The 23,789-nt window shown below is 48.9% G+C and carries 19 protein-coding genes and 3 CRISPR repeat arrays; of the genes, 1 reads left to right on the forward strand and 18 read right to left on the reverse strand.

The genetic code is table 11. The annotated features are described in order from the left end of the window. Positions 1-18 precede the first annotated feature (18 nt). From CHH75_RS05780 to CHH75_RS05810, 7 genes are all read right to left on the reverse strand, one after another. Positions 19-738, reverse strand: coding sequence for a GntR family transcriptional regulator (locus CHH75_RS05780; protein ID WP_095265571.1), 720 nt, complete (start codon positions 736-738; stop codon positions 19-21). 21 nt (positions 739-759) lie between these two features. Further along, on the reverse strand, positions 760-1,557 hold the full coding sequence (locus CHH75_RS05785; protein ID WP_176475472.1) for an inositol monophosphatase family protein: 798 nt from the start codon (positions 1,555-1,557) through the stop codon (positions 760-762). Positions 1,558-1,632: 75 nt separating this feature from the next. Continuing rightward, positions 1,633-2,514, reverse strand: a complete 882-nt coding sequence (locus tag CHH75_RS05790) for a carbohydrate ABC transporter permease (protein ID WP_095397673.1) — start codon at positions 2,512-2,514, stop codon at positions 1,633-1,635. Positions 2,515-2,546: 32 nt separating this feature from the next. After that, positions 2,547-3,779 carry an extracellular solute-binding protein gene (locus CHH75_RS05795; protein ID WP_095397674.1) on the reverse strand — a complete coding sequence of 411 codons (1,233 nt, stop codon included), beginning with the start codon at positions 3,777-3,779 and terminating at the stop codon, positions 2,547-2,549. Positions 3,780-3,794: 15 nt separating this feature from the next. Then, complete coding sequence (locus CHH75_RS05800) at positions 3,795-4,619, reverse strand: carbohydrate ABC transporter permease (RefSeq protein WP_230875737.1); 825 nt, start codon at positions 4,617-4,619, stop codon at positions 3,795-3,797. A gap of 334 nt (positions 4,620-4,953) precedes the next feature. Continuing rightward, a CRISPR array of direct repeats spans positions 4,954-6,187; the repeat unit is 32 nt; unit sequence ATTTCAATCCACGCACTCACACAGAGTGCGAC. Between the two features lie 315 nt (positions 6,188-6,502). Next, the gene (locus tag CHH75_RS05805) at positions 6,503-7,816 is read right to left on the reverse strand and encodes a polysaccharide deacetylase family protein (protein ID WP_095397675.1); all 1,314 of its coding nucleotides are present in this window, start codon (positions 7,814-7,816) and stop codon (positions 6,503-6,505) included. Between the two features lie 116 nt (positions 7,817-7,932). Then, positions 7,933-8,673 carry a coiled-coil domain-containing protein gene (locus CHH75_RS05810; protein WP_095397676.1) on the reverse strand — a complete coding sequence of 247 codons (741 nt, stop codon included), beginning with the start codon at positions 8,671-8,673 and terminating at the stop codon, positions 7,933-7,935. A gap of 360 nt (positions 8,674-9,033) precedes the next feature. Between CHH75_RS05810 and CHH75_RS05815 the strand changes: the two genes are divergently transcribed. Further along, a complete protein-coding gene (locus CHH75_RS05815) occupies positions 9,034-9,933 on the forward strand; it encodes a phosphotransferase (protein ID WP_095397677.1) in 900 nt (299 codons plus the stop codon). Between the two features lie 103 nt (positions 9,934-10,036). Here the strand turns inward: CHH75_RS05815 and CHH75_RS05820 are convergent, their stop codons facing one another. From CHH75_RS05820 to CHH75_RS05870, 11 genes are all read right to left on the reverse strand, one after another. After that, positions 10,037-12,034 carry a methyl-accepting chemotaxis protein gene (locus CHH75_RS05820; protein ID WP_255222971.1) on the reverse strand — a complete coding sequence of 666 codons (1,998 nt, stop codon included), beginning with the start codon at positions 12,032-12,034 and terminating at the stop codon, positions 10,037-10,039. A 407-nt stretch (positions 12,035-12,441) separates the two neighbouring features. Beyond that, a CRISPR array of direct repeats spans positions 12,442-12,944; the repeat unit is 32 nt; unit sequence ATTTCAATCCACGCACTCACATAGAGTGCGAC. 285 nt (positions 12,945-13,229) lie between these two features. Continuing rightward, the gene (locus CHH75_RS05825) at positions 13,230-14,456 is read right to left on the reverse strand and encodes an RtcB family protein (protein WP_095397679.1); all 1,227 of its coding nucleotides are present in this window, start codon (positions 14,454-14,456) and stop codon (positions 13,230-13,232) included. Between the two features lie 205 nt (positions 14,457-14,661). Next, positions 14,662-15,987 (reverse strand): outer membrane protein assembly factor BamB family protein, encoded by a 1,326-nt coding sequence (locus CHH75_RS05830; RefSeq protein ID WP_095397680.1) that lies wholly within the window; start codon positions 15,985-15,987, stop codon positions 14,662-14,664. Positions 15,988-16,235: 248 nt separating this feature from the next. Continuing rightward, positions 16,236-17,045: a hypothetical protein gene (locus CHH75_RS05835; RefSeq protein ID WP_095397681.1), complete on the reverse strand. Its 810-nt coding sequence runs from the start codon at positions 17,043-17,045 to the stop codon at positions 16,236-16,238. A gap of 23 nt (positions 17,046-17,068) precedes the next feature. Beyond that, on the reverse strand, positions 17,069-17,542 hold the full coding sequence (locus tag CHH75_RS05840; RefSeq protein ID WP_095397699.1) for a DUF5381 family protein: 474 nt from the start codon (positions 17,540-17,542) through the stop codon (positions 17,069-17,071). Positions 17,543-17,562: 20 nt separating this feature from the next. Continuing rightward, complete coding sequence (locus CHH75_RS05845; protein ID WP_095397700.1) at positions 17,563-18,594, reverse strand: WXG100 family type VII secretion target; 1,032 nt, start codon at positions 18,592-18,594, stop codon at positions 17,563-17,565. Positions 18,595-18,943: 349 nt separating this feature from the next. Continuing rightward, the gene (gene yidD, locus CHH75_RS25530; RefSeq protein WP_095397682.1) at positions 18,944-19,456 is read right to left on the reverse strand and encodes a membrane protein insertion efficiency factor YidD; all 513 of its coding nucleotides are present in this window, start codon (positions 19,454-19,456) and stop codon (positions 18,944-18,946) included. Further along, a complete protein-coding gene (locus CHH75_RS05855) occupies positions 19,457-19,678 on the reverse strand; it encodes a DUF4177 domain-containing protein (RefSeq protein WP_095397683.1) in 222 nt (73 codons plus the stop codon). 181 nt (positions 19,679-19,859) lie between these two features. Continuing rightward, positions 19,860-20,927 (reverse strand): saccharopine dehydrogenase family protein, encoded by a 1,068-nt coding sequence (locus CHH75_RS05860; protein WP_095397684.1) that lies wholly within the window; start codon positions 20,925-20,927, stop codon positions 19,860-19,862. A 43-nt stretch (positions 20,928-20,970) separates the two neighbouring features. After that, the gene (locus CHH75_RS05865) at positions 20,971-21,780 is read right to left on the reverse strand and encodes an AAA family ATPase (RefSeq protein ID WP_095265605.1); all 810 of its coding nucleotides are present in this window, start codon (positions 21,778-21,780) and stop codon (positions 20,971-20,973) included. A 292-nt stretch (positions 21,781-22,072) separates the two neighbouring features. Then, positions 22,073-22,907: a CRISPR direct-repeat array (repeat unit 32 nt; unit sequence ATTTCAATCCACGCACTCACATAGAGTGCGAC). A gap of 467 nt (positions 22,908-23,374) precedes the next feature. After that, positions 23,375-23,789: copper amine oxidase N-terminal domain-containing protein (locus CHH75_RS05870; protein ID WP_141235814.1), on the reverse strand; the 415-nt coding region annotated here is incomplete at its 5' end.

Consider the following 23,789-nt stretch of genomic DNA (forward strand, 5'->3'; position numbering starts at 1 on the left):
TTAACCGGTATAAGATGATTATTTTCGTTCCCGGCGAATCCAGAAATTGAACACATCATTACGCAAGTAATCAAGCGAATACAGCACTTCCTTGTTCTGCTCGTCATAATGCAGCTGTTTCATCAAGATGACGGGCGTTTCTTCCTCTTTATCAATTTGCAGACGCTGCACGTACTTGTCTTTCTTCAAAGGAACTAGCAGCTCGGTGTCCGCCCTGGCAATCTGAATTTTGCACTTGTCCTCCAGGAAGCCGAACAGCGACCCGGAGAAATCAATCCGCTCAAAGGCGTCGCCCACCAGCTCCTTCGGCATAATATTGATCGAGTAAGCAACGGCATCGCCGTCCGCATAGCGAATGCGCTCCAGCTTGACTACCCCGCAGCCCTCTTCAATGTTCAGCGCCTCGGCCCACTCGGGGCTGCACTCCACTTCCCCGATCATCTCCTTGTTCTCCTCTTCCGTCAAACCTGCCAGCTTGATCATCGTCCCGATGCTCTGGAGAAATTCAAGCCGGCTCGGAATCATCGGAAGCGGCTTGATGACAAAGGTGCCCACGCCGTGCTTCACCAGCAGCTTGCCCTCCTGCTCAAGCAGCTTGATCGCCGTCCGGAGCGTCTCGCGGCTGACGCCGAAATATTTAGCCAGCTCATATTCCGAAGGAAGCTTCTGGCCGACCTTCCACAGCTTGCTGTCGATCATCTTTCCGATTTCCTGTTTGATATGTTGATAGGTGCCCAATGCTACAGCCTCCCGGTTCTGTTAGTATTCTTCCTGCTCAAGCAAGCCGGCTTGCAGCACATCGAAGATGCGAGGATTGCAACAGATTAATAGCCTGTGATTGTCCATATCCTTGTTCAGTACTATGGCCCCTGCTTCCTTCGCAATTAAAGCCCCTGCGCACATATCCCAATCGCTTAAATCGAATTCCCAATAGCCATCCAGGAACGAGGCAGCGACAAAGCACAGGTCCAGTGCGGCACTGCCGGTGCGCCGGATTCCCGACACCTTCCTGATCATCCGGTTGAAATAAGCGAGGTTCACGGTCGACTGGCTGTCTCCGGCAGGAAATCCGGTGGCCAGCAAGCTGTGCCTCAGCTCACATGTCTGTGACACCGCGATGCGTTCCCCATTCAGATAGGCGCCCCGTTCCCGAATCGCACTGAACTTCATCGCCATCCACGGCGCATAGACGATTCCGGCCTGCGTGATCCCTTTATATTGCAAAGCGACCGAGATAGAGGACATCGGAAAACCATGAATAAAATTGGTGGTCCCGTCAATCGGATCGATCACCCACAAATAGTCGCTCTGCTTGTCGATTAACCCACGCTCCTCGGTCAGGATGCTGTGATCGGGATATTTCTCACTGATGCGCTGGACCAGCATATCCTCAGACTTCAGATCCACATTGGTCACAAAGTCCATCTCATGCCCTTTGGTCGACACCTTCAGTTGCTGTTCTCGTTTCGTTTCTCGCTGGAAGGCGGCCACTTGCTCGCCCCATTCCTCCATGTCCTTCATCCATTGCTCCACATTCATGCCATCACATGTCCTCATTTGATTAATTACAATTCCCACTCCCCTGCTGCCAGCCGTCATACGGTCACTTCGCCAAACCCGACCATCCCAGAATCAACGACGCCCATCTTGCTCGCTGCCTCCGATGGACCGTTTAATATAGAACACGGTGAAAGCCAGGACCAGCGCAACCATGATAACGGATGCAGCCGCGCCGTAGCCTACCTGCAGATTAAACACGCCATGCCTGTATATATACTGGGTCACGGTCATCGTTGAATTGGCCGGCCCCCCGCCAGTCAGAATGTTCACTTTATCGAACAGGCGGAACGTATCAATCGTGCGAAGCAGGATCACCAGCAGCAGCGTCGGTATAATATTCGGAAGCGTAATATGCGTAAAAATATTCAGTTTGCCGGCGCCATCCACCCTGGCTGCCTCGTATTGCGACCGTGGTACGGCCTGGAGCGCAGCATACAGCAGCAGGAAAGCAAACGGCGTCCATTGCCAGATGTCAATGAACAGAATCGTTCGGAAAGCAAGATTCACGTCCATCAAAAAATTGAAAGGCCCTGCGCCGAACCAGCCGAGCAGATGATTAATAATGCCATTATGGTTGCTCAGCATCATCTGCCAGATCAGCGCCACCGTAACCGGCGGCAGCAGCGACGGGATCAGCAGCGATACGCGCAGCACTTTCGTGCCCCGTCTCATGCTCTCGACCAGCAGTGCAATCGCAAGTCCCAAGGCGGTTTCAATCGAAACCGCCAGTAGCATGAACTTGACAGTATTCCAGATAGCCTGAAGAAATAACTGATCCTGCAGGAGGCGCTTGTAGTTGGCAATCCCGATAAACTGTTTGGAATCACCCGCCAAGTAGTAGTGGTCGGTAAAGCTGCTTGAGACGGTATAGATGAACGGAAAGACCGTCAATCCGATTAACAACAAGATTACGGGAGCCAGCATGGCCCATTGAAACCGCCGCCTGCTATACAAATTCATTCCGCTCCTTTATCGTCAAACCGCTATTATTGCATGATTTGATTAATCGCATGGTTAGCACTAGCAAGCGCGTCCTCGATCGATTTCGTTCCAGCAATAGCCGCTGACAGTTCAGCACCCAGTGCTTCTTCAACCAAAGACCATTTCGTCGTTCTCGGTCTGGCTACCGAGTTCTGCAGCGCTTCGAGCTGTACAGGGAAATGCTCAAACTTCGCGGACAATTCGCTGTCCAGATACACGCTCTTCCGTGTCGGCACACCGCCGTGCTGAGCCATTACCTTCTGGCTCTCGCTGCTTGTAATGAAGGTCAGGAATTTCGCTGCAAGCTCCTTGTTCTCGGAGTTGGCTGCTACGCCCATCATCCAGTTGCCAATCATACCGGTCGAAGCTTCTGCATCGCTCGCGGACGCCTTGGACGGAATTGGCGCGTAATTCGCGCTAGCCTTTCCTTCGCTAATGAACCATGACGGCCAGCCCAAAGCCATCGCTGCGCGTCCCTCGGATACCGAGCTTACAATATCGGTCTGCTCATAGTTCACGCCGGCTGCCAGCAGATTGATATACGTGTCCAGCGCTTTGCGCCCGGCCTCGGAGTCTAGCTGCGCATTCCAATTGTCGTCAAACACTTGTCCGCCATGTGCCCAGAAGATCGGCAGGAAATCGGAAACGATCGGGTTCCCCTGCTGTCCGCGGATGACATAGCCTGCTCCATCCCCCGAAGCATGAATGGTGTTCGCTGCATTCACCACTTCTTCCCAGGTTTGCGGAACGCTGAGGCTATGTTTGTCGAGCAGCTCTTTATTGTAGAAGAACAGCTGTACATTGCCTGCAAAAGGAAGAGCATACAGATCGCCGGTCTCATAAGGATGCTTGCCCAGCGCCAGCGAGGATTCCTCGAAATCTGCGTCAGCCTCTACACCCAGCTCGGACAGATTCGCAAAAATGCCTGCTTCGCCAAACTCCGGCATCCACGGGTCGTCAGCCATGATCAGATCATAAGCACCGTTCTTGCTTGTTGAATCCAGGGACACCTTCTGCTTCAGGTCCGCTGCTTCCAGACCGAGAATTTCGATTTGCGCATTATGTTCTTGTTCAAACGTTTCTTTCACCGCTTCCATCGCTGTTACGTGCGTCCCGCCCCTAGCGGCGATCACCAGCTTGGTCGGTTCATTGGCCGATGTGGAAGAGGATGACTGGCATCCTGCCATAATGCTAACTGCCGTCACTATGCTTACTAATGCAACCATACGTTTTTTCATTTCTCTCTTATCCTCCTATTCTTTCACTGCACCGGCCGTCAGGCCGTTCATTAAATGCTTCTGCATAAAAATCGCCGCCAGCAGCACCGGCATCATGGATATCAGCCCGCCGCCAGCAACCTTGCCCCACTCCGTCAATTCCTGCTCACTGTTGAGCGTCGCCAGCTTCAACGGGATCGTGAAGTCGCTGGGACGCTGAATGAAGATAACACTGTACAAATACTCATTCCATGAAGCCATAAAGGACAGAATCGAAATGGCGGCGATGCCCGGCACCACGAGCGGCAGCACCACCCGATAGTAGATCGTAAATTCGGATGCACCGTCCATCCTTGCGCTTTCCTCGATTTCCTCCGGAACATGGTAGAAGAACGCAATCATAAACCAGATGACAAAAGGCAAGTTCACCAGAATATGTGCCAGCACAATCGGCATTTTGGTGCTCAGAAGCCCCACATCGTTCATTAAGATGTATAAAGGCAGTGCAAATGTAATCTGTGGCAGCACTCTGACCAGCAAAATCCAGATCAACAGCGTTTTTTTGAGCGGTACCCGAAAGGATCGCCGTGCCAAGACATATGCGCAGGACAAGCCAAATGCGAGTACGATCAGCAAGGAGATGGCTGTAACGGTAAAGCTGTTGATTAACGCCCCTAAGTAATTTTCTTCTGTAAAAACACTGATCACATGCTCCCACGTAACAGAACGGGGGAATAGCGACACATCCGCAAACAAATCGGTCTGTGTGGCCACGATCACCATCCAGTAGATCGGAAACAAGGTCCAGATGAGAACTGTAATCAGTAGTCCGTATTTGGGACTGGCCTGCAACCTGTTCAAGTTATTCTCCTTTCACCGAAATTGTCTAGACGTCTATACCTCTACTGTAATTTTCAATTGTAATCTGGATGTTATCCGCATTTTAGGAGTTGGTTAATTTTATGAATAGATTCTGAGGAAACAGCGGGGATTTGTTAACAAATGAAAAAAGCCCTCCTGGGATCAGGAGAGCTTTAGGGGCAGAGGAAACGGTCGCGTGTGGGAGATAAGTAGCGATGGAGAGGGAGGAGGTGATCTAACAGAAATGGGATAGATCGGTTCGTTAAATCCATGCACTTGTCGCACTCGCATAGAGTGCGACGTGGTCCTGACCCTGGTTGTACTTGTACATCATATTTCGAGCCACGCACTCACGTAGAGTGCGACAAGAGATTACTTTGGAGTTGCAAATTAGGAGGGATATTTCAATCCACGCACTCACATATAGTGCGACCGTAAGCAAGGAGGCTAGAGGGAGATGAAGAACGATTTCAATCCACGCACTCACACAGAGTGCGACATCCCGTCATCCTCTTGGTCTGACATCTCCTGTGGAGAATTTCAATCCACGCACTCACACAGAGTGCGACATAAGACCGCTAAGGAAAAGTACGAATCCGAGCTATTTCAATCCACGCACTCACACAGAGTGCGACGCATAAATGGCGGCGGCCTTACGCGGGAGGGGAATATTTCAATCCACGCACTCACACAGAGTGCGACTTGGTACTTAAGCGCGGACGGCCCCGTCGTGGAATTTCAATCCACGCACTCACACAGAGTGCGACATCTTGATTAATCAATGAATAATTTGGTTAAATGTATTTCAATCCACGCACTCACACAGAGTGCGACTCGAAGAACGCGGTAAGTGCCAGCTGAACATCCGAATTTCAATCCACGCACTCACACAGAGTGCGACACGTAATGGCGAAGGCGATGACGTCATCCAATACATTTCAATCCACGCACTCACACAGAGTGCGACGCCTATGTAAATGGGGAAAAGATAACAGGTACGTATATTTCAATCCACGCACTCACACAGAGTGCGACATTCACACGCTCTATAGTGAGATAATCCTTGTATCCTATTTCAATCCACGCACTCACACAGAGTGCGACTTTGCTGGACAAGCATAAGGACACGGACGTGCTAATTTCAATCCACGCACTCACACAGAGTGCGACTTTCTACCGTTGTTTCCTCATCGTCAAAATAAGATTTCAATCCACGCACTCACACAGAGTGCGACAATACTGCTTCGTCGCTAACTTCCTCAACCGGGAATTTCAATCCACGCACTCACACAGAGTGCGACGAGAATCCGCCTGGGTTTGCGCCTGCGACTGCGGAATTTCAATCCACGCACTCACACAGAGTGCGACTAAGCCGCCTGGATCGCCTGAGGAAGGAGATATACATTTCAATCCACGCACTCACACAGAGTGCGACCGAGTCCGTGGAGACGATTAAGGGAGGAAAAAAGAATTTCAATCCACGCACTCACACAGAGTGCGACCCTCCTATTTAAAGAATTTTTTGTGAATGAACATATTTCAATCCACGCACTCACACAGAGTGCGACAGCCCGCCTGACAAGGCCTTGTGATTCATGGGTTTGGCGGGTCAAAAGTGCGAACCTCATTTCTAGATTACTATAAACACCCTGAATTTACCATGTAAATCGCGTTATCCCTTGTCTGACGCGGGGTGCGAACCTCCCTGGGATTTTATGTTCGCTTGGGGTTCGCACCAGGACCCCCTTGATCTAAAAAAGGTTATCCTCTTTAAACCGTGTTTCCACCGCCAAAAGGATAACCATCTTATTCAACCATCGGATGTTGTTCCTGGCTACGAATCTTGCGTCCGCCAGTCTATCGCCTTGTTATGAAATGTCCGTTTATCGCAAGCCGACAATACTCAAATTCTGATTCTTGAGGTAGGTGATAATTTCCGGAAGCGAATCTACTACTGCTTGAGACTCATGCAGAATAACGATCGAGCCCGAGGCTTTCATCTGCTTGATATAATCCACAATTTTGTCCTGATCACGTGTCAGCCAGTCCTCCGGATCTCGATTCCACATTACAATTTTCTTGCCAAGCTGTCCGCTAACGGATTCCGTCCGTTCATCTAACGCCCCGTAGGGAGGTCGAAACAGAATCGACGATTCGCCAATAATGTCCTCTAAGAACCTATCTGGTCCGGTCATCTCCTCCTTCAGCATCTCAAGACCCAGCCCTGGCAGCTTGGCGTGCGTCATCGAGTGGCTGCCAATGGAGTAGCCGCTTTCATGAATGGTGCGGACATAATCGGGATGTTTCTTCACATTCGTGCCGACGAAGAAGAAGGTCCCTCCCACCCCATACTCTTTCAAAATACTCATAATTTCAACCGAGTATTGAGATGGCCCATCATCAAAGGTCAAGGCTACGTAGCCTTCAGGAAGGCCGTAGGTAACCCCTTCCTCCAGTTCGACATAAGGCATCTGAGATACCGGCTCCTTGCTCTGCTTGCTGACGCTTGTGTTGAGAAGGGATTTTCCGTTCTCAGCCGGATTCCCCGCAGAGCTTACAGCGGCTTCTACTGTCACATCCGGTGTCAACACGGTCGTCTCGGCGAAGGCCGGATCCGTTGGAGCCGCCTGGTTCAGCACGTCTGCGCTTGAATCCGTGAAATTATGCGAATAATTAAAGGAGCTTAGCACCGTGATCAGAAAGACACTGACAACAGACATGCTGACCAGCTTGAGGGATTGTCTCAAACGGCGGGTACGCCGGAGTTGGCGTGGTCTGTTCTTTTCGCTGGAGACGTTCTCCTCCTTGTGCGGTTCCGAATCGATATGGACTCTCGACAAGAAGGATAGCGCGAGCAGCTCCTGAGGATGCTGTACTCTTTTTACCTCGTCCAGATTGCTCTTGAAGTCCGGCGAACAGCTGAAAGGATAACGCGTGCTCTCTTCGCGATACGTTCTTGTAACTTGTGCAATATCAGTCTCGTTCATTACGTCCCGTACGGTATGGCAGGAGAGGCGGTATTTATGCAGCCCATCCATTACCAGGACGGCCTTTAAACTCTGAACGGTCTCACGGTCGGCTTCCCATAGCCACTCCACCGTATCTGTGGAGAATTTGACTCGCAGATAGCCGGACTCCCCGCTATCGTTCTCCTCGACCGCCAGAAGCTCTATGACTTTTCCGTAGGAGTCTGACAAGACGGCGCCCCCCTTTCTCTAGTTGTATCTGGAACCCGGGGTGGTGTGCCCGCCCCGTTCAATGCCGGATGCTTTCCGGCACCGCGCCCGGTCTTTAATCCTAAGCCGGAAATGTCTTATTCATCGCTTGATTTCGGGGAGGTTGCCCCTTTTGGCGTGAAGGAGAAGGACATTTTCTCGGTAAAATCGGTAATGGTCTGCATGAGCTTGGCCTTCTCATCCACGATGTTCCGGTATTGCTCCGCATATTTCTGGTTCTCAATTTCCAGCGCTCTGATTTTGTCTTCGAGAGCATTGATTTTGAGCATGTTCTGATATTGGGTGTTCGTTGTCTCCTCTTGGAGCTTGTTGTACTTGGCAATTTCGGTCTCCAGTTGGCTGGACAGCTTCTCATAAGCCAGGTTAGAGGTAAGCTGATATTCCTTGTAATCCTCGAGAAGCTGATCATAGCTCATCTGCTTGTTGGTCAGGACATTTTCCAATTCGCGAATTTCCTTGCTCTTCTCCTGGATCAGCTGGTCTTTCTTGATCTGCTCGTGCTTGTAGCGGCTAATCGCTTCATTGGCAGCGGCCAGCTGCTCCTCCAGGCCCTTGTTCTTGTAAGTCAGCAGCTGCCGATCCTTGAGAATGTTCTCAATGGATACGATGACATCCAGGCTGATCTTGTCCTGATGGTCTTTGGAAAACACGCCGTTCCCCCCTTCGTCGGGAGTGTGCCCGGATTCAGCTGAAAGAGCAGGCTCTGCCTGGGTCTCCTCCGCCGCGACGCCCTCCTGGATAACCTCATCCTGCTTCTCAGGCTTCGAGAGAGCGTTCTTAAACCACACCATGCCTCGTTTATCCGTATCCCTGGCCAAAAATATCAACTCCTATATATTCCCATTAATTTAAGTATGTAATAGGCAAAAAAGACCCCTAACTATTATCATCGGTCAAAAGCCCTCCAAAACTTTACCCCATTTGGCCCAGGAATTAAAAAAATCAGGAAATATTCGATATTTTTTTACGTTTTTCTTGTCATCATCCTGGAATCGTTGAATATCTCAACTATGAAATTAGTCCTGTATATGTTCTCAAAGACACATTCGACGCTCCGCGTGCTCCACAATCTGTAGCACAATGCGTATACTTCAAGAAGGAATGATGATCTATGACGGAGAACACCACTTTAGGCAAGAGCTTACTGTGAATTTACAACAGAACTAGGAGGGAAGCATTTGGATTGTTTTGATTTTAGAAGACTTCATGACTACTATCCCATTACGCCAGTTATTGAGATTAAGGAAATAAGCACAGGGAATACCTCCAATGCAAGATTGGTGGTTACTATGGATAACAAATATATTGTGAGAAAGCTGAAAGATACGGAGCAAGCCATCACTGAATTCCGGATATCCACAGCGCTACAAGAGCACGCCATAACCCCGACGATCCTGCTAAGTAATGACAACCAGCCTTACATTAAAGATCAGGAAGCTGTATATAACCTGCAATTCTACGTCGAGCATCATAAGGTAAATAACAGCGATATCCATTTCTATAATCTAGGTAAAACAATCGCTCTATTTCATTCTGCAACCCAGAGCATTCCGGGCATCTATGAACAGAATGACCGGTTTGCTTTAGAACACATGTGGACGGAGCTCATCCAACTGGAAGAATTCGATAACATGGAATACAAACCGCAATTGCTAGCCTTATTTCAGCAGTGCACAACATACAATCATGATAACAACTGCTATATCCATGGAGACTTAGGAATATGGAATCTGCTATTTAATCATAACAAAATGTATATTATCGACTTTGGTGAAGTCAGAAAAGGGAACCATCATTTTGACATCAGTGCCGCGATTTCATCCGCTCTGGACTGGAATCAGGAGGATAAGATCATGGCTTCCTTAACTGATTTCAGAAACGGTTATAGCTCTATTTTTGAGCCATTTCATTGGAACGTTCTTAAAGAGAATTTCAACTTATGGTTTACAAGAGGTATGATGGCTCTATTGATCCATCACGGGATGAACGAGCGCACCCTTCAGTATGTAAATTTAACGTTGTCTAGAAAAAATCAACTGGATAGCATCATCGATGCCCATTTCCTTCAACAGCCGTAATTTTTTTAAAAAAAGAAAGCAGCTTTAGCCGGTAAGGTTACCGTACTAAAGCTGCACAGCTTCTCAGATCACTGTCCACTCATCTGTATGAGATGGACACCATTTATAGCTTGAATTGTTCAACAAGCTGCTGCATCTCCTCCGCCATCTCGGTCAGTGAGCTCGCCGATCCTTTAATTTCCTCCAGCGAAGCCAGCTGCTCCTCCGTCGAGGCAGAAACGGTCTGTGCTGCACCTGCTGTGGAATCGGCAACCTCGGCCACGTTCTGGAAAGTTAGCACAAACTGCTCTGTTCCGGCAGATATATCTGCGATTTTTCCGGTAATTTCGTTGATCTGGTCCGTAATGGAATGAACATAGCCCGTAATGTTTTTAAACGATTCCCCGGCATGGTTCACGACCTCAATTCCTTTATCTACTTCTGCTGTTCCGGCATTCATCGAATCAACAGCTTTCGTCGTCACCGACTGGATCGTCGTGATCATGTCGCGAATTTGTTCGGCAGATCGCGTGGATTGCTCCGCCAGCTTGCGCACTTCACTGGCCACCACCGCAAAGCCTTTGCCGCCTTCGCCTGCTCGTGCCGCCTCAATTGACGCATTCAATGCTAGCAGATTGGTCTGACCTGCGATATCCGTGATCACATCGACAATCTGACTGATCTCTTGGGAGAACCTTCCCAGCCCCTGAATACTTTCGGAGAGATCAGACACCGTATTCTTAATATCATGCATCTGCTCCACGGTGGTCGCAATCGCCTCGTTGCCTTCCTGAATCACGGTAACGGCACGGGCAGCTGTGGAAGAAGCTTCGGCTGCGCTAGAGGAAATGTGGCCAATCGACGCTGACATTTCACCAGCCATTCTGGAGCTTTCTTCTATACGGTGTGCCTGTCCTTCGATTTCAGCCGTCATCTCCTGAATGGATGCCGACACATGCTCGCTCGCCAGCGTGTTCTGCTCCGTACTTGCCGTTAATTGCTCGGATGAAGCCGCGAGTGTCAGTGACTTGTCCCGAATCTGCAAGGTCAGATGGCTCAAGTTCTTTCGCATATGATTAAAAGCCAGCGCCAGCGTGCCTAGCTCATCCCCGCGTTTCAGATCAATAGGATGGCTCAGGTCTCCCTGGCTCATTTTCTCAGCTGCCTGTACAAGAGCATGAATCGGTTTGGTCATACTTCGAATCATGAAAACAATCAGCAGGCCGCCTCCGGCAATCGCAACGAGAATAACAATTCCCATCGTGAACATAATCGGGTTGACTTCATTCGTCACCTCGGATTGCGCCATGCTGGCAACGATCTTCCACCCTGTCGTTCCATTCGTATGGAAGGCATATTTCAGCTCTTCCCCGTCAGCCTTATAGTTGAATCCGCCGGAGGTCGAGCGATTGATCTCCTCAAGAAACTCGCCGCTCAGCGGCTCACCTGCTTGCACCGTCGGATGGCTGATGATGTGGTTGTTCTGATCCAACAGGAAAATGTAACCCTTCTCTCCAATCTTAATATTTCCGATCAGTTCGGTTAAACTCTCCAGTTTAAGATTGACAGCTACAACGCCGCGCTCATCAGCTGTTGCCTTGGCGACAGTGACTACCACCTGCCCGGAAGATTGGGAGATGTAAGGGTCTGTGATGATGATCTGCCCCTGATTCTCCATAGCAGATTGATACCAAGGTCGCTGGCGCGGATCGTAATCCGGCGGGTTCTGGAATGTGGTTGGCGAGTTCATGAAATCGCCGGTACTCGTCCCTACATAGGTCTGCTCCACATCCTCTTTCGAGGATTGAATCCGGTCAAGCAGCTGTCTGATGTCGGGATCATGGTCGTCTTTAATGCGGCCAGCTGCGATCGCCTGAGATAAAAAGTCGATGTTCTCCATCTGTGCAGACATAAACTGGTCAATCGATTCCTCCGCCATCTGAACATTGTTCTGAGCCGTGTCGAGCAAGCGTGTGTCTATCATTCCTTTAACGCTTGTGTAGGTAGTGAAGGCGATCACCGAGCTTGGCACTAACAGAATGACTAAAAAAGACAGTATGAGCTTGTTGCCGTATCGGTTCCATTCCTTAAAAGAAAATTTTGTCCATTTCTTGTTGCGCAATCTAACCCCTCCGAAATCCATTTGTTGTTTTTTGCTACTCACTTGAGTTTTATCGGCAAAAACCGATCAATGGATTATAGATGATTGTTGCATAATGAAACAATTTTGGTGGCGGGGGAATTCCATTAACAGATGAGAAGTGGAAGTGTATGAATTCGGGAAGACAAAAAGCCCTCCGCTTGCTCTGGAGCGGAGGGACATTAGAAAAATCAATCGGCCCTGGGCAGGAGCCGATTGTTGTAATGGTGTGCGCCTCAGGAGATGGAAGGAGCGGAGTATGAATCCACGCATTCATAGGGAATCCGCACGCATCATGGTTATCTCCGCGGATACACTAGTGGAATTTCAATTGACGCACTCATAGAGTGCGTCAAGCACTGGCACAGTGGACACAATACGGATATATCTTTTCAATCCACGCACTCACATAGAGTGCGACGTTATCTGGGAGTAGGTATACGAGGGTGAAAGCTGCATTTCAATCCACGCACTCACATAGAGTGCGACCACCGCAAAGGCTCCTACGATTTCGCCATTATTATTTCAATCCACGCACTCACATAGAGTGCGACGCTCTAAATTCCAAATCAGCACAACTTACATGATGCATTTCAATCCACGCACTCACATAGAGTGCGACCATCGAGACAAAACCCATAACCTTGTCGTCCTCAAGTTTATTTCAATCCACGCACTCACATAGAGTGCGACCCGTGACGCGGAACATGAGGAATGGGACGTGGCCGATTTCAATCCACGCACTCACATAGAGTGCGACACAATTCCTTGCCCTTCATTGCCGGCTGTGCCTCTATTTCAATCCACGCACTCACATAGAGTGCGACTTATATACGAACTTATGTTCCTGTTTCAATCAGATTTCAATCCACGCACTCACATAGAGTGCGAGCCCGCCTTATAACCCCTTATGCAGCAACGCTTCATAAGAGCAATAGTGCGAACCTCTTTTTAAAGTACTATAAAATGAGCATATTTTCCACTTAAATCGCCGGGAGCCCTTGTGGGACGCGAGGTGCGAACCTCCCAGGGATTTCATGTTCGCTTGGGGTTCGCACCAGGCCTGCCGTTCATCTGTATTATGGTATAAACTGCTGTAATCTCATTCGATTTCATTTTATTTTACATCAATGACATCCATAATGAATTTCCCGGTTTGCTTTCTCGCCACATGCCCTTAATCCTTATAAGGATCGAATTCATCCGCTCCGGCCATGCACACACCGATTGGCTTCAATACATGCAGGACTTCGATGGTCTCTGCATGTGCATCCAGCACGTCCTGAAGCTTTCGATATACGTAAGGGCTCTCGTCTGTCCCCGCACCACGCAGTTCAACACCGAAATCCCGAACAGCCTTGTGCATTTGTTCTGTCGTAATTTGACCGCCGCTGCGCTTGCGAGTCTTCCAGTTCATTCGGCCTGCCGCCTGGGTGCGGCTCATGATCCGGCCAGCCCCATGAACGGTGCTGTAATAAGCCTCCCGGTTCTCTTCGCTATGCTTGCCTCTAACGATCACGGAGATATCCCCCATACTGCCGCCGATAAAACCAACCTGCCCCGGTGCTGACGGCGTTGCTCCCTTGCGGACGACCACCACTTCCTTGCCGCTGTGCTGCTCGATCCAGGCGAAGTTGTGATGATTATGCACTTCAAGATTCGCGTCCGTTCCCAGAATGTCCAGCACCTGCCGGATGACATAATCCCTGCCCGCATACGCGTAGCGCCCGGCCTGCTTCATCGCCCGGTAATACATGTCGCCCAGCTCGCTGCTCAGATCCAGTAGTACCGGCGGCTGATCCATCTTCTCGCCGGGAGCGTTCGCAAGAAACGGCCTGCCGGCGGCAAGGTTGATGAAGCCGCTCGCTGTCTTATGTCCGAACCCCCGGCTGCCAAAATGATTCGCCACCCAGACGCGGCCTGTCCCGACTTCTTCGAATATATCGACAAAATGGTTTCCGCTCCCCACCGTGCCAAGCTGGCTCTGTGCCAGGGCTTTCAGCTTGTCGTGTTCCTGCGTACCTATCGCCTTGTACACAGCCCAATCCGGATCATCGAAGAGCTCATGATCCACCCGTTCATGATTCACGCGGCCGATTCCGAAAGAGACCCTGCGGGATATCTCATCCATGATTATGTTCAACTTAGGCTTGATCTCATCGGCCAGCAGGCCGGTACGGACTGCCTTATTCCCGCATGCAATATCATAGCCTACCCCGGAAGGCGAGATCTGCCCGTCATACGCTATCACCCCTCCGATCGGCTGGCTGTAGCCTTTATGATGATCCGCCATCAGCAACGTCTGCACGACATTGCCGGTCTTCGCACACCTCTTGGCTTGGGCAAGCGCCCCTTCGTCAGGCGTCCCCCAGACACGGACACCGTCTATCTGTTGATATGCCATGTATCTTTCAGCTCCTACTCCTGCTCATCTTCTCTCATCCCCTGGCTAAAAAGGGCCACATCCTTTTATATATCATATTGCAGCGTCATCCGAACATAACGCAATAACAGACCGCCTCCATCCTGCCTCACGGCTCGAATGGAAAGCGGCCTGTTTCCACGAAATCCTAACGGAATTGCTTCACCAGATAGCCTTCTTCACGAATTTAAGATTTCAAGCTTGCCGGAAGCGGAACATAGTACAGTTTGCCGCCGGTCTGGATCAGCAGCTCGTCACGAATCGTGCGCGTGGTCTCAAGGAAATCTCCTGAACCAAGCTTGTAGGTGGCGACATCCTTGCCGGTTCTGATGTCCTTCAGCACCAGACGTCCATCCGCAAGCCCGATGACAACGACGTTCTCCAGAATATCAAACCGGCTTATTTTCGAAGGATATGACGTTACCTTATCTTTGCCGGTCTTCACATTCTTCAGAACTATTCGGCCATCAGCCAGACTCATCACGATCGTACTGTCTTTGCTGTCTGAGAGTTCCATCTGGGTGATGACAGCATCATATTCGTAAGTCTTCACAGCGGATGAATAGTTCGGTGCCTGATGCGGTACGACCGCCAGCTGCCCCCCGTTGTCCCGCGTATTCTGAGTAAAGAAGTAATGATCAAACGCGGACGCCACCTTTTTTGCAGATTCCATTTCTACAAACGGCACCGGCTGGTACTCCAGCGTGTTTAACATTTTGCCAGTGGAATACTCAAGCACATCAATCGTGAGGGCATATCCATTATCAATGCCGTTATTATATCTCAGGATATGAAGCTCCGGACCCGTCTGCAGCAGGTCCTGGAAGTTGCCGTTGTAAGTCCATTTGATCTGCCCCGTATACGCGCTAATGGCGTGCAATTGGGTTGTCGTGATTGCGCCGCTAACGGTGGAGCTGGCCAACAGCAGGCCGTTCATCATTTCGATGTTATAGCTGGAATTTCCTTTACGCTCGGTTTTCCATTTCAACTTGCCGGTCTTGGTGTCATAAGCGGTCAAGCCATAAGCATCGCTAAGGATCAGCATACCGCTATAGTAGTCGATGCTACTCGGTTCATATCCCTTTCCGCTCTTTGGCGCGGCATATGCTTTTTTAACCCATGCGCTCTTGCCGGTCTTCGCGTTTACCTTATGGATGCGGCCTGACGTGTCCGTGAAATAGACATACCCCAAATTTGTTATAGGTGCAGATGATGGGGTGGATTTATAGCTCCACTTCGTCTTGCCTGTCTTCAAATTCGCCGCAGATAGCGAAGTGCCGGCATTATAATAGACAACACCTTTATCGAATGTATAGCCCATTTGAGGCTGGTCCAGACTTCCCAGATTTTTTTGCCATACCGGCTTCAGCGTCTTGGCACTGCTCTTCTGATGGGCCGCAGGCGCGGAAGTTTTGGCGTGGACTTCACTGTAAGGTATCGAAGTGGCAGACAACACTACGGCAGCCGCCAGAAGCACTGGGACCATTTTATTTCGATTTAATCGTTGTTTCATGAATGGTTAACCTCCTACATTGTGGAAATCTTCTTGCTCTCTCCTGTAAAAACGATCAGACACTGGAAAAGGTTGCAGGGCTACTATGAAAATAATTCCATAGTTCTATCCCTCTTGTCCATACGCAATCCCCTCTTGTGCCAGGTATCCCTAAGGCGGGCAAGCCAAACAACCCCTGCAGGCCGAGGCTGCAAGGGTATCTTCTGCTTCATCGTTGCTAGTCCGATGTTCCTATATCTTCACCCAGTTCAGGTAATTAGTTCTTCGGCAAAAGCGCTCAGCGTCTTCCGGCAGGCTGGGCCGGATTGCAGCTCAATGCTAATCTGTGGTTCCGCGTTCCTGTCTGCTGCCATATTACGCACAACCCACATCCCTTCATCCGCCGGTAGAAGGAACAGAATATTCTCGATCGCCATCTCGTTCCCTCTGCCCAATCTCAGGATGCTTACATTGTCCATTGTCCCGCCATTTGCCTGAAAATTCTGCTGCCACTTATCAATCAACTGCCTCTGATCGGGTGTAAGCGCGTCAGGTAGCAAAGAGGCAGAGACTTTCCCGGATGTGAGCCCGTTCCATATCGCCTCAGTGACCACCGCCTTAGATTCGGGTAATTTAGTGCCCGCAGCTGCCGGGTCTGCTCCATATAAGCGCACCAGCTCCTCTCCCCAATCCGCAGGCTCCGTCCAGGAGAGAAAATGCAGGACGTTGTTATCAGACAAGTGATATAAATACTTCTGACGAAGCTCATGAATCGTTAACGTTTGACTTGTTTTGCGTTCCTTAACACCTCTGAGCATATAACTGCTGTGCAGCAAATGTTGAATCATCTGCTCGATTTCAGGCGTGAATTTCACTTCTCCTTGCTCTTCATCCAGCTGCTCGATAAATCCTTTGGCCATTAAGCTATGCGTAGCAGCCTGGAACAGCAGCTCCCAGCTCTCCTCCGGCAAATCGCCATAATACGCCTTCATCAGTCCTGCTGCCGCTTCCTCCCCTTGATGAACGGCCAAAGCGTACCCGAGCTCTTCCAATGAGAATATATAGGTATGCTCGCTCATGTAAGCAATCCTCCAATTATGATCTATTTCGTATCTTTTCCGTTGCGGCTAATAAGTCCGCGCAGCTGCTTCATGACGGACTGAATTTCCGAATCGGTGATCAAGTAATACGTGTTTACTTTCCAGGTGTCTCTATTGGTCAAATGAAAAATCAGCTCAGGAAACTGCGGAACCAGCCATTTGCGAATGGAGGGCCCTTTATAGCTGACTCTGGATATTTCTGCCCATGACACGGTGCGCGTACCATCTGAAATGGAGTGATCATCGTAGGTCAGCACAGCCGTGCTGGAGCTCAGCGCTCTGGGGAGGCAGGCCACGAAATAACCTCCAAAGAACGGAATCCCGATGATGGCCGACGTGATGCAAAAAAACTTGCGAATCATGGAAGTATCCATAAAAAAAGCCGCGTACAGCAAAAACAGACATGCCAGCACAAACAGCAAGCTGCCAAGCGCCTTGCCCCAAGCTACCGACTTCCGATAAGAGATTGTGTTCATCATCTAGCGCCTTCCTGATTTTATTTAAACAGCCCGCTAACCCAGCGGACACCCTTCTCCGCAAATCCAGCTACAGCATCACCGGCAAAGGCCCCCAATGTGCCGCCTATATAGGAACCGACTGCAGCTCCAACCGGACCTGCAATCGCCGCACCGGCAGCCCCGCCGAGAACAGCTCCGCCATAGGTCACCGCTGTTTTCACCACGACGTTGGATGCGGCCACAGCAACCTCTTCGCCGTTAAGTTTGCCGTCACGGTGCTTGCTGACCAGCCCGGAGGCCTCGCCGATCACATTAAAGGTGGCATTAATCGGGAATATTTTCTTGGCGATCATGCCTGGGATTTTACTCGTTTTGATCCCGTATCTGCCCTTCTCTACCCCCGCGATAACCTGCCTTGTCCATTGCGGAAAGTTCTTGGCCTGGCTAAAGCCTAAACCAAAATTAAGACCGAGCTTGCTGGCTACCGCATCGAAGCCCTTCACGCCCTTCATGATCAGACCCGGGTTCACAATCTGCCGGTTAATGCTCCTGGCCAGATTTTTCAGGAATGTATTGTTTCCCTTTCCTTTGACCCACGGCGCATTATGGATCTTCGCCCGAGTCGGATCCCTCGGATCCACTCTGAATCGAACTGTATTGGACAGAACCAGAGAAGCTCCCACCGAGCTGTAGAGGAGCGTGCCCCACTTTTCCAGATTATCTCTCGTTCGAAGCGAGGTGTCTAACACGTTATGGGCGTGATCAAATGGATCGTCAGCCGCCCTGGCCTGCAAAGAAGCCTGCGTGGAATCCGCCTCTGTAAAACGGTGAACAATATTAGTTAATTCCGTGCTGACTGAACCCACTGCAGCCGTAAAATTATCCATTTGCTGGCGAGCCAGCTGGAAATTCTGATAAAATCGTTGTCTTGTCGTACCTTCCCATCCGCTTTCAAGGATTTGAATCTGTTGGGTAAGGTGACTGCAAATCTGCACCCCGATCTCCCTGGCCTGCGCGAATTGTTGGGATATTTCCATAAGTCTTTCCGGGGGGACCAATATTCTGCCCATGGCATTCACCTCAACAATATACAAATTAATGTAACTATTGTAGTTAAGGTTTTCATTGTTCACAAAAGGAACAAGTAGCAGAATACTCAAAAAATTTTATGGGCCCGTGGCACTACCTAACTTCTCCTAATGACGGAAAAAACAAGGACGTTCTGCTGCCTCGATACGAAAGGGACGCTCCCTGAACGACAAATCCCTCCAAAGCAGTGGCTTTGGAGGGTGTAGTGCTTCTATATTATAGAAGCGAAATAATGGGGCTTAATGATCACTAGAGTACGAATCCGCCTGATGTAGCCTTTTCTCGTAAGATCTCATAAACGTAATAGTATAAGCCTCCTGCTGGCAGGCATCATGGCAAATAATCGTATCCGCCACCGGAAGCATTGCATCTCCGCAGTCGCTTGCTTCCCCTATACAACCCTTTCAGTACGCCATATTTCTCCAGCGCTTGTATCATATAAACAGAACAACTAGGTTCAAAGCGGCAACGATTTCGGACTTCCACGGGCGCATAACGCTGATACACTTGTACGAGCCAAATGAGGATTGCTTTTGCTCGAGCGCCAGCATACAGTAACAAGCATATAAGCGTTGCAATACCCGCTAATCCCCCGGCATTCTGAGGTTGTACGGAATAGGTCCATTCATATAGGAACCAGAAGAGAAAAGCGCAGACTAATAGCGGAATAGCAATTTGAAAAAAAACACGTCTCCAAAGAATTACCGGAATCTGATGAACACGCGTGTAGTGAATGCTCCGCGGATCGCTTGAGTCTCCGCCTTCAGGAGAAACAAGAGCAGCTAACTCTTGCTCCGTTGGGAATGATTTAAAAATGGGTCCCGTGGATTGCGGCTTATTCATTTATACTTCTCTGTAAAAAATGAGCATGTAGTAATATGTAGTGATAGGTTGCTGTAAACAGCCGGGTTTTTCGGTCACTGCAATGGATTCCATAGAATGATAAGTCCAGCCCGCCTCAGCTTGGTCATTAATAATATCAGCGAATAAATTCATTGCCGCTTGTGTTTCTCCTTTGTTGATGTGGACGTTTTTCGGTCCGGGAACCGCCATGTACTCCTTCATGAATTTCATCCTCTCCATTAAATATCAACACTATGTAGAAATAATTATGCAGCAATTTGTCAGCATGCACGGGACATTATAACATCCTAACAAATACCAGTTAAATTATACCATGCCACCGAGCCATAAGTAGGATATATATTCTCTCGAAGTAGTACTATGGTAGTTTTTCAGGCGATTTTTATTTCGTGACTTCGTTAATGCTAATTTCAGGACAGTTCATCACGGACAACAACTCATCTAAGTCTGTCATTTCAAAAGGACAAACAACTCCCTGCACGTCTTTATGCAGCGCAATCTTGGCTAACGAGGCGGTCACTATAGCTGTTGTATGATAGTCAGAAAACGTAGATAAAGCTAAGGTTTTAACCCGCTCCTGGTTGCGGTTGCGATCCTTCCCCTTAACCTCAACCGTAAGATAAGCATCCTCACGTTCTTTAGGGTTATGCTGGACTGCCTTAGATAGCCATTTATGATTGATTTTATGTATTTTCTGAATCACACCCATCCTTTTCAGCATCGAGATCAGTTTATTGAAGCCGCTCCCATTCCAAGAGGTGTAATAATTTATAGGGGAGGCTGTTAATCGATTTCGGATTAGAATTTTCTCTGAGTGCTCGATGAGTCTTACCTCTTGTTCCTTGTTGTAATTTAAGAAATACATGGTTCTTTTTTGGGTAAAACCGGGTACGACCTTGTTAGGATAAACTACGGGTTGAGCAATGATCCTTAACATATCCAGAACGCCGGATATCCCGGCTTTGGCATTTTTATTTTGCAATAGGGCAACGTTAATCTCTTGAACCTCTTGAAAATCCGAAATCGCCTTTTGTATCATTAAGCCTGATAACCCGGGGAAGAAGCCAGACATCACAACCGAACCCACCTTGTGGTCTACCGCACTATGATGTAGCTCAATCACTTGCTGTACAAAGTCATAAAATGGGGTTACGTCAATGCACAGGATTTTATTATGAATGCACACTTTTTGGATATAAGGGGTTTTCTGCTTCAGTACAACCACTGCCACATCCACGTTCCTAAGGACTCGCTCCACGCGATCCTCATCATTCACATCTAAATATTGAAACTGAACATCGCCATGAAAGGAATCTGCCAGCCTTGTTCCTCTATCCGTCTTATAATCCGTAACGATGAGCTTGATTGGGTTGTTAAAAATTCTTAGCAATTCACCACATACCAATTTACCAAGAGCACCGGATGCTCCAACCACCATGATTGTTGTCATGATGACCCCTCCCTCCCAGATCCCTTGCTATCGCGCAATACACTCATTCAAACAACCGCTTATGTTTATCGAAAAATCGATAGAAGAATCGTACATTGTCCAGCTCAAACCATGCTGCCGTTTGCAAGGGCGTGGTATCCAGATTGTAAATTTTGGCGTTTAATGTACCTAGAACAAAGGGAGAATGCGTGGCAATAATGAATTGACTGTCAAAATAGCGTGCCAACTCATTGATCTGCTCGGCAAGCTTGATTTGGTTAGCAGGAGAAAGCGAGGTTTCCGGTTCATCCAATAAGTACAATTGTCCGGGCAGCAGGTATTCCTCAAAAAACTGCATCGAGGTCTCCCCATTTGAGTATTTTTCCTGGGAAAATTGAATGTCGTCCAGCTTCTTGGCAAACGCATAGGATGCTTCATATTCTTCAACCTGATCCTGGGATTTTCCTTTACTCCGCTGTTCATGCAACAACGCCTCCCGCAGCACGGAGGATTGCTGTATTTTCTTAATCTCATACATAATATCTTCTGACTTCAGATAGCGGCTTCCATCAGGAAGCTGCCTGATTTCTTGCTCCCGTTCATCCTGTCCGAACTGGCAGCTGCTCATCTCAAGAAACCGCTGAACATAGATACTGTGCCCATGACTGGACATCTTCTCAGCACCCTTAATATTCAACTTATTGGCTATGACATTGAGCAAAGTCGATTTGCCGCTGCCATTGTTGCCGTACAGCACCGTAATTCGATCAAACCAGAGCACCTCGCCAGCGATGTGCCTAAACACATGATCCGGATATATGTTGGGATTTCGATCTGTATAACTGGAAATCTTAAAACTCCTTAAATAAATCATACTTTCTCTCCTCCCCCGCCCAATAACTTCCATTCTATTGTACCAAAAAAAGACATGGCATTCTTAGAGCCGCACTAAGCATGAAAAAAAGAACAACGCAAAACTCGCGTCATTCTTCATTCACACATGTTTATTTGATTGCCTGTTAGCCTCGGGACCGGAGCACAATTTCAATGCACTCACATGGAGTACGCCGTAAAGCGAGTGGGCAGCTTGCCTGGGCGCCTATTTCAATCCACGCACTCCATAGAGTGCGACTGGCAAATTAAAACTCAGCACCACAGGTATTATAATTTCAATCCACGCACTCACATAGAGTGCGACGAGGAAGAGATGTGAGTGATTTGGGATCTAGATTATTTCAATCCACGCACTCACATAGAGTGCGACGTCTCGGTTAAAAATGAATTCTACCGACTCGTTATTTCAATCCACGCACTCACATAGAGTGCGACTAAAGCGTGAATGAGGTGATCTCATGACGACCGAGCAAATTTCAATCCACGCACTCACATAGAGTGCGACGACGTATAAAATCGTCTCGGGCGACTCGTTATGATTTCAATCCACGCACTCACATAGAGTGCGACGAAAACTTTATATTGTACGTCACAACAAACATCGAATTTCAATCCACGCACTCACATAGAGTGCGACGCTGAATGATTGATTATGACGTTAGGGTTAACGATTTCAATCCACGCACTCACATAGAGTGCGACTAATCGCTCTTGTAGACTGGTTTAGCTGCACTTTATTTCAATCCACGCACTCACATAGAGTGCGACAGGAAAAACATTGCTCTTTATAGAGTGGTGTTTGTATTTCAATCCACGCACTCACATAGAGTGCGACATATGTCTTATGTGACGCTCAATCCCAACGATAAGCATTTCAATCCACGCACTCACATAGAGTGCGACGGTGATCATCTTCGGTAACCCGAACTACCGTTACAGCATTTCAATCCACGCACTCACATAGAGTGCGACGGTACAGTAGTTAGGCCAAGAGTCTTAAACATAACCGATTTCAATCCACGCACTCACATAGAGTGCGACCAAAATCGATGAATAAAACGATCCAAGTAAAGGTATTTCAATCCACGCACTCACATAGAGTGCGACAGCCCGCCTAATACAGCCTTATGCAGCAAGGCTTCAGAAAGCCCAAAGTGCGAACCTCTTTTTAAAGTACTATAAATTGAGCATATTTTCCACTCAAATCGCCGAAAACCCTTGCAGGACGCCAGGTGCGAACCTCCCAGAGATTTTATGTGCGCTTGGGGTTCGCACTCAAGGCCCTTTTATTTGATCTTCCTGTTTCCATGGAAGTCCGTCACAAGCCCACCGCACCCCTTCACTGCGCTCCGGCACTGCTAATCTCGCAATCCCTTACCAGCCCAGGGGTAGCTGGACAAAGATCGCATCTGCAAGAAGACCCTCCCTCTATTTCCTTTATTGACTTCTATTACAAACATATAGAAAAATCACTGACAGCTACATCAGTGATTTTCAAGGCGGATCATTTATATACAAAACAGCGGCCCCCGAACGTCTCGTTCGAAGGCCGCCCAGGGTCCACTTCAGTGCTGCTACTCCCGCAGCAGCACTGTCTTTGTATCCGCATGCCAGTTCACCGTCGCACCCAGTCCCTCGGCGATAAAGCGGACCGGGACATAGATACGTCCATCCTTGATATACGGCGCAACGTCCATCTGAAGCGCTGTCTGATCATCCTGGGTCAGGTGAGCTTCGATGGAGCCGACCGACAAGGTGACAGCATCGCCACGAGGTCCGGACAAGGTTACCGTGTCCTGATCCACGAATTTCAGGCTATACTCCAGCGCCTCGGCAATCGCGCGCACCGGCAGCATGATTCGCCCCTTGTGCATCTCCGGAGCCGTGTCAAACACAATCTCCTTCTGATTATGGAGCACGCGAATATCCCCGCTGCCGGCCTCCCAGCCACTTGGCAGCTCATAGAACGATACCTTGCGGATCTTATTG

Source organism: Paenibacillus sp. 7541 (assembly GCF_002276395.1).
Classification (GTDB): domain Bacteria; phylum Bacillota; class Bacilli; order Paenibacillales; family Paenibacillaceae; genus Paenibacillus_AQ; species Paenibacillus_AQ campinasensis.